Raw genomic sequence first — 13437 nt, 5'->3', positions numbered from 1 at the left:
GATAAAGGGGAATGTGCCCATCCGGGTATTCCATCCCCTCCAACAGCCTGCACGGGATGATATTTCCACCGAGTTAAACGCACGCTGCTTTCATCGCCCATTTTGTGTACCAATTCACATCAGATTAGGAGTGGAGCCAATAATGGCCATTCAAATAAACAAAATAGCCATGAGCCTTGCCTTAATGGCCACCGCTGGTAGTGCCACAGCAGCCGCCAAGCCCAATATTCTTGCCATCATGGGCGATGACATCGGCTACTGGAACATCAGTGCCTACAACCAGGGGATGATGGGCTACCAGACCCCGAACCTGGACAGGATCGCCAATGAGGGCACTCTTAACCGGTTACTACAGATATCACTAAACAATCATCATATCCTGAGAGATAGATTGGCCTTATAGTTTCGGTGAGCAAGACAGAAGTGCATAAGATATCGGGAACAACCGCCCAATAAACCGCCACCTGCACGGCTCGCCCTTCGTTCTGCCTGCGCTATGGTTTACCATGCACACAATTGTGGTGCCTGACACCGCCCACCCAGGCGCTAGCCGCCGTCATCGGATACCTCATCTCGAGCAACATGAGCAAAACAGCACACGCGGGCAACGAGCCAACATTCTATTTCCACGACTACGAGACCTTCGGCATCAGCCCCGCCAAGGACAGGCCGTCGCAGTTTGCCGGTATTCGTACCGATGCGGATTTCAACATCATTGGCGAGCCGCTGGTCATCTACTGCAAGCCTCCGGCAGACTACCTGCCGGATCCGGAGGCGTGCCTGATTACCGGTATCACGCCGCAAAAGGCGATGAAGGATGGGCTGTGCGAGGCGGATTTCATTCGCCAGATCCACGAGCAGTTCGCCACGCCGAATACCTGTGTGCTTGGCTACAACAGCATCCGCTTCGATGATGAAGTGACCCGCTACACCCTCTATCGCAACTTCTATGACCCCTATGCCTACAGCTGGCAGAACGGCAACTCCCGATGGGATATTCTCGACATGCTGCGGGCCTGCTATGCCCTGCGCCCGGAGGGGATCGAGTGGGCGTTTGACGATGAGGGCAAGCCGAGTTTCCGGCTGGAGAAGCTGACGGTCGCCAACGGCGTCGCCCACGCCAATGCTCACGATGCACTCTCGGACGTGCTGGCCACCATCGAGATGGCCAAGCTGGTGAAAAAAGCCCAACCCAAGCTGTTTGGTTATCTCTTTGATCTGCGTAACAAAAACAAGGTGAAGGCGCTGATTGACGTGGTGACCATGAAGCCGCTGGTGCACGTCTCCGGCATGTTCTCCCCCTGGCAGGGTTGTGCAAGCTGGGTCTCGCCACTTGCCTGGCACCCCACCAACCAGAACGCGGTGATCATGGTGGATCTGACCCGTGACCCCACCCCGCTCATTGAACTCTCCAGCGAGGAGATCCGCGAGCGCCTCTATACCAAAAAAGAGGAGCTGGGGGATCTGGCGGGCATTCCGGTGAAGCTGGTGCACATCAACAAGTGCCCGGTACTGGCGCCGGCCGCCACCCTGACCGCGGAGCGCGCCGACGAGCTCGGCATCGATCGGGAGCAGTGCCGCAAGAGCCTGGATCTGCTGCGCGCCCATCCCGAGGTGCGGGAAAAACTGGTGGAAGTGTTCAATCAGGAGTTCGCCGGCAGCAATGAGAGCGACCCCGATACCCAGCTTTACGCCGGATTCTTTGGCCATGGCGACAAGTCCACCATGGATCTGGTGCGTGCCACCCCCGCGGATCTGCTGGGTGAGCGGGAGTTCGCCTTTACCGACTCCCGGCTGCCGGAGATGCTGTTCCGCTACCGCGCCCGCAACTGGCCGCACACCTTGAGCGAAGCGGAGCAGAAACGCTGGCGCCTGCACTGCAGCGACTACTTCAGCCGCCGTCTGCCGGACTATGTGCCCCGTCTCGAGGCGCTGGCCGAGCAGAACCAGAGTAACGAACGGAACTTTGCGATTCTTAAGAGTCTCTACCACTATCTGGAAGATTTATGAGTTGTGAGTAGTTTCACAATAAATCCTTCCCGCCCATCCCCTTCTTCAGGTCATAATGACGAAGGGGATTTCCCCAAAAACCAATATCTTGCAACATCCTGAACGGATGTCTCCCAAGCAAGAGATCTCTTTGGCCGAACGGAAGCCATTTGCTGATGCCTCGTCACCACGCACTGCTCGGATTACTGGCCCTGCTGCCGCTGGCAGCCAACGCCGCATACCGGTTCGATGTGCCGGATTATCTTGCTCGCCTGCCCGAGCAGACCTATCGCATCGTAGAACAGAACTTCAATACCCTTTATCAGCAGACTGATTTCACTCCCCTGATCACCAACAGCTACTTCAACGGTTCCCATCTCTACAAGTTTGTCGGGATACCGCTGGCCATCAGCGCCCAGTCAGGTTTCCAGCTGGAGGTGTTTGGTCAGGTCTATAACCGCGCTTCGCAAGCCTATATGCACCTGAGCGAGGACATGTCCCTTTATCGGGTGATGCGGGTCGATCTGATGGGGAACCCCAATGATCAACTAGCCATCGGTTTTGGTCTGGGGGTGCCCATCACCCCGTTGCTGACCCTCAAGGCGATCGCCTCCGGCAGTGATATCCCGGGCTATGGTTCCGCCAAATACGCCGTCGGTTTTGAGTGGCGTTACTGAAAAACGTGGCTGATAACCGCTGATTGAAACAATTCAGGCTCCGTGATGGAGCCTGAATTGTTTATGGTGAGGTTGTGATCAGGCGTAGCGGATCACCCGCCCTTCGCCCCCTTGCAGGATCACGGCCGTACCGACTGCCTGCCCATGCCAAAAATCGCTTCCCCCTTCCGGCAGCAGAAACTCCTGTGGTTGCCCCTCCCAGTTGAAGAGGCAGAGCAGAGTGCCGCCCTCGGGCAGGCTTACTTCGCCGTAGGAAAAGTCCATCGACTCGAAACGGGCGGAGGGTGCACGAGCAGCACAAAGACCCAGCAGCTTGCGCAGTTGCGCTGCCTGCTCTTCATCGAGATCTTGCAGTCGATCACCGGCCAGCATCATGCCGCCACTCGCCACCAGCGCTGCCAGATGGAAGCTGTAATCCGCCTTGCTTGCCTGCTGGCTCGGTAGATCACGCAGACAGATACAGTCGGGATCGAGGGCCCAGAGCTTGTCGTTCTGCCAGGCACGGCAGAAGGCTTCGCGAGCGATCTGGCGATAGCGGTGGCCGTTGCGCTCCACGTCATCGCTCACCCGCATGCCGTGCATCAGGCCAAGGCTTGGCCAGATGGGGGCGTTGCAACCGAGCAGGAAAGCGCCTTCACCTGCACCACGCAGGATGGCCGCCATACCGCGCCGATAGGCTTCAACCCGGGTGGCTGCCGGATCGTGGAAACGGCCACCGTGGATGGCGCCCCAGAAGTTGGCATCGAGCTTGAAATAGTGGATGCCCCACTGTTCGCGCAGGGTGCGGAACACCTGCTCAAGGTGCGCCTGCACCTCGGGGTGGGTACCATCCAGCACATACCAGGGGGTACAACGCCAACCACCATAGGTGACCCGCTCGGAGGGCAACGGCAAACCGTCATCCCCCTTCACAAACCAGTCGGGGTGATCCTGAAACACCTGTGAACCGGGCTCGGCAATAAAGGGAGCGACCCAGAGGGCAGGCTCGCAGCCAGCCTGTTTGATCTCCGCAGCCAGCGATGCCACCCCCTGCTCGAACTTGGCCGACGGGGTGAGCCAGTCGCCCATCTTGGCCTGATAGCCGTCGTCGATCTGCACATAGCACAGGGCCGGGAAGCGCTCGGCGCGCACCTGCAGGTTCTCGCGAATGTCGGCAGCACTCACCTCGGCGTAGTAGTGATACCAGGAGCACCAGCCGCTCGGGCGCTCACTCACCTGGCCGATCAGCGAGCCGTGCTCGGCCTCGATCAACCGTGCCAGATCGGCCAGCAGATCCTCGCGCTCCGCTCCTTCGAGGCAGATCAGCGCCTCGCTCTGCCAGTGCTCACCGGCTGCGAGTTTTCGCCCTTCGCAGTTCATCAGGATCTGCAAGCGGCCATCGGGATAGAGGCGAAACTCCCCACCAAAACGGTGGCAGCTGGCAAAGGCGAGCAGCAGCCACCCCTTGCCATGTTCCACCAGCAACAGGTTGTGAATGGTGTGATAGCCATTGTCATCGGTGATGCGATAGACGCTGGCATCAGGGCAACGGCCGACATGTTGCGGTGATTGCCAGCTACCCATGGTCTGGGCCAGCATCTGGAATCCTTCGCCATAGATGGCGCTCTCCACCGGCAGGCCAAGCTTGCCGTCAAACAGCACCCAGCGCTCAACCAGAGTGGCATCAGCGCCAGTGTTGTCGAGTCGCACACGGCACAGAGGCCCTTCCCACTGACGGGTTTGCAGCAGATGGGGTGGCAACGCAGTATCGTTCGCCAGCTGGCGAACTCGGGACAAGAGGGATGTCATCACTACTCCTTGTAGTTCGAAAAAGGGTTCTATCAGGCACTTTTCAAAAAAAGCCCATCAAATCAGCTTCAAATGAACTGATTTCAGTTGTTATTGTTTTAATGCCGCGACCCGACCTCTCTGGTAAACTGCGATTTTTCTTCCCAGTCGATGAGGTTCACGTGATCGCGCAACGCGCCTTGCTGTACTTTCGTGACTTTATGGTCATCGTCGCCTGCCTGCTGGCAGGCAAATCCGTGGCAGCCATCCTGCCTTTCGCCTTTCCCGGCAGCATCATCGGCATGCTGCTGCTCTTCGTGCTGCTCTCCCTGCAACTGATCAAGCTGCACTGGGTCGAGCTTGGCGCAGGTTTGCTGCTGCGCCACATGGGCGTGCTGTTCGTGCCGGTCGCTGTCGGGCTGGTGGCCTGGCTTGAGCCCCTGCGCCAATCCTTCGGCGTCATCATGCTCTGCATCGTGCTCGGGATAGTGCTGATCCTCACCACCGTCGGTCGGCTCTACCAGAGGATGAACAAATGATCTTCTGGCTAGCGATTCCTCTGACCCTGGCGCTCTATTTCGCCACCCGCGCCCTCTATCGCCGCCTGCCCTGGCCCATCATCAATCCGGTGCTGGTGCCGACCGGGGTGATCATCGGCCTGCTGCTCTGGTTTGATCTGCCACTTGAGCAGTACGAGCGCGGCAGCACCCCCATTACCATGCTGCTGGAGCCCGCAGTAGTGGCGCTGGCGCTGCCGCTCTATCAGCAGGCGCGCCAGATCCAGGCCAAGCTCAAGCCCATCCTAATCTGTACCCTCGCCTCCGTCTTGATCTCGGTGTGCACAACCTTGCTGATCGGTCATTTTATGGGCATAGATCCGGCGCTGCTCGCCTCATTGGCCACCAAATCCATCACCACCCCGCTCGCCATGAGCGTCAGCCAGTCCATCGGCGGCATTCCCGCCATTGCGGCGGCCGTGGTGGTGGTGGTGGGGATTGTCGGCGCTCTGATCGGCTATCCACTGCTCAAACTGCTCAAAGTGACCGATCCGGAAGCGCAAGGGCTCGCCATGGGGGCCTGTGCCCACGCCATCGGCACCGCCACCTCCGCCGAGAAGGGGATCACCCAGGGGGCCTTTGCATCGCTCGCCATGGTGGTGTGCGGGATCCTCACCGCTGCCGTCGCCCCGCTGCTGTTTGCCATCTATCACTGGCTGACCTGATGACCCCATTGACCACCTGTTGACCATTCCGGGGGGCCTGCTGGCCTCTCGGGGTGCGACCTGCCGCACAATTTGCACAAGACAAACGTTTCCATTACCATCCCCCTCCGTTTGCCCGTCAGGGCGTGAGCCTGCTCACACATTTACCCGAGCTTGCTCCCTACAATGGCCGCCCAATTGGCCTTTGAGGACACACTATGCATCCCCGTTTTGCCAAGCCATTCGATACCCTCTCTGCCCCGCTCAAAGCAGCCGTGCAGCCCATGCTGGATAGTGCCGACTTCAACGCCCGCTTCACGCCGGAGCAAGTCGCCACCCTGAAAGCCGCCACAGGTCTCGATGATCGCGCCCTGCGCCTCGCCCTGTTGCCGCTGGCTGCTGCCTGCTCGGTGGCACCCATTTCCAAGTTTTACGTCGGTGCCATCGCCTGCGGCCTGAGCGGCACCTGGTACTTCGGTGCCAACATGGAGTTTGCAGGGCAAGGTCTGTTCCACTCGGTTCACGCCGAGCAGTCCGCCATCTCCAACGCCTGGCTGGGTGGCGAGAGCGGGATCTCTGAAATCACCGTCAACTACACCCCCTGCGGCCACTGCCGTCAGTTCATGAACGAGCTGAGCACAGCCAAGATCCTGAAAGTCTCTCTGCCCGATGACCTGAGCGCCCTGCAATCCTTCCTGCCCCACTCGTTTGGCCCGGCAGATCTCGACATCACGGATGCGCTGATGAGCCCGCAGGATCATGCAGAGCTTCAGCTTCAAAGCGAAGACCCGCTGTGGCAGGCCGCGCTGACTGCTGCCCGTCAAAGCTACGCCCCCTATAGCCAGGGCTATGCCGCGGTGGCGCTGCAGTTTGCCGATGGCCGCATCTTCTCTGGCCGCTACGCCGAGAACGCCGCCTTCAACCCCAGCCTGCCGCCGATGCAGATGGCCTGCGCCCATGCGGTGCTTAATGGCGAAGATCTCGCCACCATCCGCCGCGCCGTACTGCTGGAGAACAAAAACGGCCAGATCAGCCAGCGTGACTCCGCCCAGTCCACCCTCAAGGCACTGGGCTCCATCGAGCTGGAGTATCAGGCGGTCTGACCCCCGCTTCGCTTCGATAAACGAAAGCCCCCGCACCAAGGTGCGGGGGCTTTTTTACTGGGCCGTTTAACCGGGAGCGACTGGTGATCTGCACAGTTTGGCGCGGTTGATCACCCCATCTGACCGGTTGCTGATCAGACAGGTTTCAGCCGCGCGGTGAAGTGGCGCAGCAGCGGCGGCTCGTAGTCAAAGGTGAGCCCACGAATGTCGCTGGCCCGCGCTTTCACCGCGATCAGGCAGTCGGCCACATAGTCCATGTGATCCCGGGTGTAGACCCGACGTGGAATGGTGAGACGCAACAGCTCGAAGTCCGCCGCCTCCTGCTTGCCGGTAGCGGGATCGCGCCCCAGCAGCAGGGAGCCGATCTCCACCCCGCGCACGCCCCCTTCCAGATAGAGCTCGCAGGCGAGCGCATGGGCGGGGAACTGCTCGGCCGGAATATGGGGCAGCAGCTTTTTGGCATCGACAAACACCGCATGGCCGCCGGTGGGGGTCTGAATCGGGATCCCCGCCTCGGCCAGCCGCTCACCCAGATAAGCCACCTGACTGATGCGATAGGTGAGATACTCCTCATCCATCCCCTCCCGCAGACCGATGGCAAGCGCCGCCATGTCCCGCCCCGCAAGGCCGCCATAGGTGACAAACCCCTCCATCGCCACGCAGCGCACCTGTACCGCGCGGAACAGATCGAGATCCTCTTTAAAGCAGCAGAGCCCGCCGATATTGACCAGCCCGTCCTTTTTGGCCGACATGGTGAAGATGTCCCCCAGCGCAAACATCTGGCGCACTATCTCCTTGATGCTGCACTTGGCATAAGCCGGATCCCGCTCCTTGATAAACCAGGCGTTCTCGGCAAAGCGGGCGGCGTCGATCACCACCGGAATATGGTGACGACGGGCCAGTTCGGAAACCGCCTCCATATTGGCCATGGAGACCGGCTGACCACCGGCGCTGTTGCAGGTGACCGTGATGATGATACCGGCCACGTTGTCGGCTCCCAGGGTCTCGATGGTGTCGGTCAGGCGGGGAAGATCAAAATCCCCCTTCCAGGCATAAGGGGCCGTGGTGTCGAGGGCTTTCGGGGTAAGCAGATTGATGGCCCGCGCGCCAGCCAACTCCACATGGGCCTTGGTGGTGTCGAAGTGGTAGTTGGAGATAAACACCGGCGCCTTGCCCTTGCAGCGCTTGACCAGCTCGGGGAAGAGGATCTGCTCCGCCCCGCGCCCCTGGTGGGTGGGCATCACATGCTGATAGCCAAAAATCTCGCGTACCGCGCGCTCCAGCTCGACGAAGTTGCGGCTGCCCGCATAGGCCTCATCCCCCATCATGATGCCAGCCCACTGACGGTCGGACATGGCACCGGTGCCGCTGTCGGTCAGCAGATCGATATAGACATCCTCGGCCAGCAGCAGGAAGGGGTTCCAGCCAGCAGCCTCGAGGGCGGCGCGGCGCTCGGCACCAGTAGTCTGTTTGATGGGCTCGACCATCTTGATACGAAACGGCTCGGGTATACGACGCATAAAAGACTCCTCACCGGCGCAAAGCCAGTGTGTTTGAAATCGGGATTGGCAAAGAGGCCGGGGCGATCAGGGTCGTCCGGCTGACAAATTCAAACGGCGGGTGCCGCCAATCAGCGGTGAGGAAAGTCGAAGGTGAGAATGGGATCCCGGGTATACCAGTGGGCGAGCAGGCAAGCTGCCCGGGGCGTAGCTGTCATGATTGGCATCACTCCCCTCCATATCGGTTGTAGACAGTCGGTGGCCAACAAGATCCATTGATGGATGCTGCCAGCAGGCAGCCTCGCCACGTTAACGGCTGGTTAATTGGCAAACAAGGGGCGCACCGACGGGCTGTGCGCCCGCTCACAAAGTGGGCATCTGCGCGGCAAACTGGCAGTGAGGTTGATCCGCCCGCGCCCCCGGTTCGTTATTCTCCCTACCCACACGCCACATCCCCCATCAGCCAGGGCCGGAAGCCATCATGCATCGCAAACCCCATCTCCCCGAGAAGATCTGCCCCGTCTGCCAGCGCCCCTTCAGCTGGCGGCGCAAGTGGGCGCGAAGCTGGGAGGAGGTTCGCTACTGCAGCGAGCGCTGTCGCCACGCTCGTCACCGCAGCCAGCAACCTGAGTGGGAGCGAGTCTGATGGAGCTGCGCCTGATTCTCGGCGATCAGCTGAACGCCGCTCACAGCTGGTTTCGCACCCCGGATCCGGCGGTCTGCTACCTGATGGCAGAGCTACGTCAGGAGACTGACTACTGCCGCCACCATCGCCAGAAGGTGCTGGCCTTCTTTGCCGCCATGCGCGCCTTCGCAGCAGCCCTCACCCAAGCGGGCCACCGCGTCTGTTACCTGACTCTCGATGAGAGTGCCCGCTGGCCCGACTTGCCCGGCTTGCTGGAGGCTCAGCTCGAAGCACATCAGGCCAGCAGCTTTGCCTGGCAGAGCCCGGGCGAGTGGCGCCTCGCCAGCCAGTTGAAAAGCTGGGCGGCGGGTCTTGTCATCCCTGCCACCGAGGTGGAGAGCGAGCATTTTCTCACCCCCCGCGATGGCTGGCAGCGCTACCCCCACAGCCGGATGGAGTTCTTCTACCGCGCCCTGCGAAAGCAATACCAAGTGCTGCTCGATGAGCGCGGCCAACCCCTTGGCGGGCGCTGGAATTTTGATGACGAGAACCGCGCCAAGCTGCCGGCGAGACAGCCCATCCCGGAACCCCTCACCTTTGCCAACGAGGTGAGCGAGATTGATGCCATGCTGACCCGCCACGGGGTCAGCACCATCGGCGAGGCAGATGCCAGCCAACTGCCGTGGCCCATCACAAGGCGCCAGAGTCGCGAGCTGCTCGCCCATTTTCTCACCCACTGCCTGCCCCACTTTGGCCGCTATCAGGATGCCCTGAGCGAGCGCGGCTGGAGCCTGTTTCACAGCCGTTTGTCGTTTTCCCTCAACAGCAAGATGCTTCATCCGCTTGAGGTGATCCGGGCCGCCGAATCCCACTGGCAGGCCAATCAGGCCACTATCACGTTGGCGCAGGTGGAGGGTTTTATCCGCCAGATCCTCGGCTGGCGCGAGTTTGTCCGTGCCCTTTACTGGGAGAAGATGCCCGACTACAAGCAGACCAATTTTCTCGGGGCCAACCGGCCGCTGCCCGGCTTTTTCTGGAATGGAAAAACCAAGATGGCCTGCGTGCGCCACGCCATTGGCCAGTCTCTTGAGCATGGCTACGCCCACCATATCCAGCGGCTGATGGTGACCGGTAACTTTGCCCTGCTGGCGGGGATCGATCCTGACGAGGTGGATCAGTGGTATCTCGGCATCTATGTGGATGCCATCGAGTGGGTGGAGCTGCCCAACACCCGCGGCATGAGCCAGTTTGCCGATGGCGGCCTGATGGGCAGCAAGCCCTACGCCAGCAGCGGCGCCTATCTCGAGCGGATGGGCCACTACTGCAAGGGGTGCCACTATCAGGTCAAAGCCCGCCACGGCGACGGAAGTTGCCCCTTCAACAGCCTCTACTGGCACTTTCTCTGGCGCAATCGGGACAAACTTGGCGGCAATCCCCGCCTCGCCCTCCCCTATGCCAACTGGGATGGCCAAGCCGCCGAACAGCAGCAGGCCATTCTGGCCACGGCAGAACACTACCTGATCAAGCTGGAGCAGTTGTAAGCGGGCCATGCCCCCTGGCACATTCACACTGACAACAGCGCAGCGATTTACGCTGGCAATCAGGCTCTCCATCGCACCAAACACCAGCTTGTGACCGGCAAGCAGACGGAGATCCCAATCCTGCGTAGAGCGGTTGAATATCCTGTGGCGGCTGATTATGGTGGTGGCCACATCAGGAGATCAGTCAAGGAAAGACGATATGGAGATAGTGGTTCTCGGTGGCGGCGTGATTGGGGTAACCAGCGCCTGGTATCTGGCCAAAGCGGGTCACAAGGTGACCTTGCTGGAGCGACAAGATGGCGTCGCCCTTGAAACCAGCCATGCCAACGCCGGGCAGATATCCCCGGGTTATGCGGCCCCCTGGGCGGCCCCCGGCATTCCCCTCAAGGCTGCCAAGTGGATGCTGCAAAAGCATGCCCCCTTCACCGTGCGCCCCACCGCCGACCCCTTCCAGCTTCGCTGGATGCTCAGAATGCTCGCCAACTGCACCCCGACCGCTTATGCCACCAACAAGGGGCGCATGGTGCGTCTGGCCGAATACAGCCGCGACTGCATGAAGCTGCTGCGCGACGAGCTGAACATCGATTACGAAGGGCGCCAGCTCGGCACCCTGCAGCTGTTTCGCAGCCAATCCCAGCTCGATGCCAGTCAGCGCGATATCGAGGTGCTGGAGGAGTATGGCGTCCCCTACCAGTCGCTCGATGCCAGCGGCTGCGAGGCGGCAGAACCTGCGCTGGCGCGGGTGCGTGGCAAAATCGTCGGTGGCTTGCGTCTGCCCGGCGACGAGACCGGCGACTGCTTCCGCTTCACCAAGGCCCTTGCCCTTGAAGCCGAGAAGCTCGGGGTCAAGTTCGTCTTCAACTGCGACATCGACGAGATTGAGCAAGCCCGCGGCCGCGCCGTGGCGGTGCGGGCCGGCGAGCAGCGCTATCGCGCCGATGCCATCGTCTGTGCGCTCGGCAGCTATGCCACCGGCTTTTTGCGGCCGCTGCTGCGCCCGCTCGGGCTGGAGCTGCCGGTCTATCCGGTCAAGGGCTACTCCCTCACCCTGCCGATGATCAACGCCGAGGCCGCACCGCGCAGTACCGTGCTCGACGAGACCTACAAGGTGGCCATCACCCGTTTTGACGAGCGGATCCGGGTCGGTGGCATGGCGGAGCTGTCGGGCTACAACCTCGCTCTCAACCCCAGACGCCACGACACGCTGGCGATGGTGGTCGGCGATCTCTTTCCCGAAGGGGGCGATATCAGCAAGGCCGAGTTCTGGACCGGCCTGCGCCCCATGACGCCGGACGGCACCCCGCTTGTAGGGCCAAGCCCCATTCCCGGACTCTGGCTCAATACCGGCCACGGCACCCTGGGCTGGACTATGGCGGCCGGTTCGGGTCAGCTGTTGTGCGATCTTATCAGCGGCAGCGAACCCGCCATCAGCGATGAGGGGCTCACTCTGGCCCGTTACGGCTAAGCGCCCAAGCTGTCGGGCTGTTTCACTCGCCAACTACGCCCTCAGACCACAGCAGAGGACGTTCTCGACCGCTTTATTGACAGGCCACCGCCAAAAACGGTGGCCTTTTCGTCTGATGTTGACCTTCTCCCTCCCCGTCTGCCTGAGCGGTGCTCTGGCTGCCGGTTAATGCAGCAAACGGCACAGAATATTGCGCAATTCGACTTGCGCAAGCCGCCACAATCCGTAATGTGGATAGACGCATTTTTCGCAGCGCATATTTTTTAAATGGCCTGTAAACCGCTTGTAAACAGGCGTCGCCAGACAAGGGGTTACGGGTGTCATCGCGAGTTTCTTTAGCAGCAATCCAGGGTAGGACATTATGAAAAAAGTAGGTTTGGTCGGTTGGCGTGGCATGGTGGGATCGGTTCTGATGAGCCGGATGCAGGAAGAGCAGGATTTCGCCCATATTCAACCCACATTCTTCACCACCTCCCAGGCCGGTGAGGCCGCTCCCAACTTCGGCGTCGATGCCGGTACTCTGCAAGACGCCTTCGATATCGAGGCGCTGGCCAAGCAGGATATCATCATCACCGCCCAAGGCGGCGACTACACCAAGGATGTCTATCCGCGTCTGAAAGCCGCTGGCTGGCAGGGTTACTGGATTGACGCCGCCTCCTCCCTGCGGATGGAGAAAGACGCCGTCATCATTCTGGATCCGGTCAACGGCGACGTCATCGAGCAGGCCCTGAACGATGGCATCAAGACCTTCGTCGGCGGCAACTGCACCGTCAGCCTGATGCTGCTGGCCCTCGGCGGCCTGTTCAAGGCCGATCTGGTGGAGTGGGTGAGCGTGGCGACCTATCAGGCTGCCTCCGGTGGCGGTGCCCGCCATATGCGCGAGCTGGTTACCCAGATGGGGATACTGCGCGACGAAGTGGCGGTCGAGCTGGCAGACCCTGCCTCCGCCATTCTCGACATCGAGCGCAAGATCACCGAGAAGACCCGCTCCGGCACCCTGCCGGTGGACAACTTCGGCGTGCCGCTGGCCGGTGGCCTTATCCCCTGGATCGACACCAAGCTCGACAACGGCCAGAGCCGTGAAGAGTGGAAGGGTCAGGCCGAGACCAACAAGATTTTGGGTATCGAGAACGCCGTCATTCCGGTGGATGGTCTCTGTGTGCGGATCGGCGCCCTGCGCTGCCACAGCCAGGCGTTCACCATCAAGCTGAAAAAGGATGTGCCGCTGGCGGAGATCGAAGCGCTGCTGGCTGCCCACAACGACTGGGTGAAAGTGATCCCCAACGATCGCGACATCACCGCCCGCGAGCTGACCCCGGCTGCCGTCACCGGCACCCTCAGCATTCCGGTGGGCCGTCTGCGCAAACTCAACATGGGCCCGGAGTATCTGGCGGCCTTTACCGTGGGTGACCAGCTGCTGTGGGGCGCCGCCGAGCCGCTGCGCCGCATGCTGCGTATCCTGCTGGCGCGCTAATTCGCCACAGCAGCAGATACAACAAGGGCGGGGAGTCACACTCCCCGCCCTTTTTATTGCCTGTTGTCATGACCCGTTTAGCGGGCTCACGGCCTT

General features: G+C 60.9%; 12 protein-coding genes. 10 read left to right on the top strand and 2 right to left on the bottom strand.

Going from position 1 to position 13437, the window contains the following annotated elements; genetic code table 11:
- Nucleotides 1-142 precede the first annotated feature (142 nt).
- The 3 genes from AB5Z09_RS20245 (at nt 143) to AB5Z09_RS20235 (ending at nt 2666) form a co-directional block, all read left to right on the top strand.
- A complete protein-coding gene (locus AB5Z09_RS20245) occupies nt 143-403 on the top strand; it encodes a hypothetical protein (protein ID WP_368196074.1) in 261 nt (86 codons plus the stop codon).
- Between the two features lie 179 nt (nt 404-582).
- Nucleotides 583-2010: an exodeoxyribonuclease I gene (gene sbcB, locus AB5Z09_RS20240; protein ID WP_110303101.1), complete on the top strand. Its 1428-nt coding sequence runs from the start codon at nt 583-585 to the stop codon at nt 2008-2010.
- 155 nt (nt 2011-2165) lie between these two features.
- On the top strand, nt 2166-2666 hold the full coding sequence (locus tag AB5Z09_RS20235; RefSeq protein WP_100654814.1) for a hypothetical protein: 501 nt from the start codon (nt 2166-2168) through the stop codon (nt 2664-2666).
- Nucleotides 2667-2744: 78 nt separating this feature from the next.
- Here AB5Z09_RS20235 and AB5Z09_RS20230 read toward each other — a convergent pair whose 3' ends face one another.
- A complete protein-coding gene (locus AB5Z09_RS20230) occupies nt 2745-4454 on the bottom strand; it encodes a glycoside hydrolase family 36 protein (RefSeq protein WP_368196073.1) in 1710 nt (569 codons plus the stop codon).
- Between the two features lie 161 nt (nt 4455-4615).
- On the opposite strand from AB5Z09_RS20230, the gene AB5Z09_RS20225 reads away from it, so the two are divergent.
- From AB5Z09_RS20225 to cdd, 3 genes are all read left to right on the top strand, one after another.
- Complete coding sequence (locus tag AB5Z09_RS20225) at nt 4616-4972, top strand: CidA/LrgA family protein (protein WP_201939498.1); 357 nt, start codon at nt 4616-4618, stop codon at nt 4970-4972.
- Nucleotides 4969-5655, top strand: a complete 687-nt coding sequence (locus AB5Z09_RS20220; protein ID WP_252412005.1) for an LrgB family protein — start codon at nt 4969-4971, stop codon at nt 5653-5655. The genes AB5Z09_RS20225 and AB5Z09_RS20220 overlap by 4 nt, the downstream gene beginning before the upstream one ends.
- A 197-nt stretch (nt 5656-5852) precedes the next feature.
- On the top strand, nt 5853-6737 hold the full coding sequence (cdd, locus tag AB5Z09_RS20215; RefSeq protein ID WP_252412004.1) for a cytidine deaminase: 885 nt from the start codon (nt 5853-5855) through the stop codon (nt 6735-6737).
- 134 nt (nt 6738-6871) lie between these two features.
- Here cdd and AB5Z09_RS20210 read toward each other — a convergent pair whose 3' ends face one another.
- On the bottom strand, nt 6872-8257 hold the full coding sequence (locus tag AB5Z09_RS20210; RefSeq protein ID WP_252412003.1) for a tryptophanase: 1386 nt from the start codon (nt 8255-8257) through the stop codon (nt 6872-6874).
- A 460-nt stretch (nt 8258-8717) separates the two neighbouring features.
- Between AB5Z09_RS20210 and AB5Z09_RS20205 the strand changes: the two genes are divergently transcribed.
- The 4 genes from AB5Z09_RS20205 (at nt 8718) to asd (ending at nt 13341) form a co-directional block, all read left to right on the top strand.
- On the top strand, nt 8718-8882 hold the full coding sequence (locus AB5Z09_RS20205; protein ID WP_252412002.1) for a DUF2256 domain-containing protein: 165 nt from the start codon (nt 8718-8720) through the stop codon (nt 8880-8882).
- Nucleotides 8882-10402 carry a cryptochrome/photolyase family protein gene (locus AB5Z09_RS20200; RefSeq protein ID WP_252412001.1) on the top strand — a complete coding sequence of 507 codons (1521 nt, stop codon included), beginning with the start codon at nt 8882-8884 and terminating at the stop codon, nt 10400-10402. The genes AB5Z09_RS20205 and AB5Z09_RS20200 overlap by 1 nt, the downstream gene beginning before the upstream one ends.
- A 157-nt stretch (nt 10403-10559) precedes the next feature.
- The gene (locus AB5Z09_RS20195; protein WP_368196115.1) at nt 10560-11867 is read left to right on the top strand and encodes a D-amino acid dehydrogenase; all 1308 of its coding nucleotides are present in this window, start codon (nt 10560-10562) and stop codon (nt 11865-11867) included.
- Between the two features lie 361 nt (nt 11868-12228).
- On the top strand, nt 12229-13341 hold the full coding sequence (gene asd / locus AB5Z09_RS20190; protein WP_158110003.1) for an aspartate-semialdehyde dehydrogenase: 1113 nt from the start codon (nt 12229-12231) through the stop codon (nt 13339-13341).
- Nucleotides 13342-13437: the final 96 nt, after the last annotated feature.

It is taken from the genome of Aeromonas sp. R2-2 (assembly GCF_040908355.1).
Taxonomy (GTDB): Bacteria; Pseudomonadota; Gammaproteobacteria; order Enterobacterales; family Aeromonadaceae; genus Aeromonas; species Aeromonas veronii.
This window is presented reverse-complemented; position numbering and strand designations above follow the sequence as displayed.

Coding starts and splice junctions, on each gene's coding strand:
- AB5Z09_RS20245 (WP_368196074.1), top strand. CDS start 143: ATGGCCATTCAAATAAACAAAATAGCCATGAGCCTTGCCTTAATGGCC.
- sbcB (WP_110303101.1), top strand. CDS start 583: ATGAGCAAAACAGCACACGCGGGCAACGAGCCAACATTCTATTTCCAC.
- AB5Z09_RS20235 (WP_100654814.1), top strand. CDS start 2,166: ATGCCTCGTCACCACGCACTGCTCGGATTACTGGCCCTGCTGCCGCTG.
- AB5Z09_RS20230 (WP_368196073.1), bottom strand. CDS start 4,454: ATGACATCCCTCTTGTCCCGAGTTCGCCAGCTGGCGAACGATACTGCG.
- AB5Z09_RS20220 (WP_252412005.1), top strand. CDS start 4,969: ATGATCTTCTGGCTAGCGATTCCTCTGACCCTGGCGCTCTATTTCGCC.
- cdd (WP_252412004.1), top strand. CDS start 5,853: ATGCATCCCCGTTTTGCCAAGCCATTCGATACCCTCTCTGCCCCGCTC.
- AB5Z09_RS20210 (WP_252412003.1), bottom strand. CDS start 8,257: ATGCGTCGTATACCCGAGCCGTTTCGTATCAAGATGGTCGAGCCCATC.
- AB5Z09_RS20205 (WP_252412002.1), top strand. CDS start 8,718: ATGCATCGCAAACCCCATCTCCCCGAGAAGATCTGCCCCGTCTGCCAG.
- AB5Z09_RS20200 (WP_252412001.1), top strand. CDS start 8,882: ATGGAGCTGCGCCTGATTCTCGGCGATCAGCTGAACGCCGCTCACAGC.
- AB5Z09_RS20195 (WP_368196115.1), top strand. CDS start 10,560: ATGGTGGTGGCCACATCAGGAGATCAGTCAAGGAAAGACGATATGGAG.
- asd (WP_158110003.1), top strand. CDS start 12,229: ATGAAAAAAGTAGGTTTGGTCGGTTGGCGTGGCATGGTGGGATCGGTT.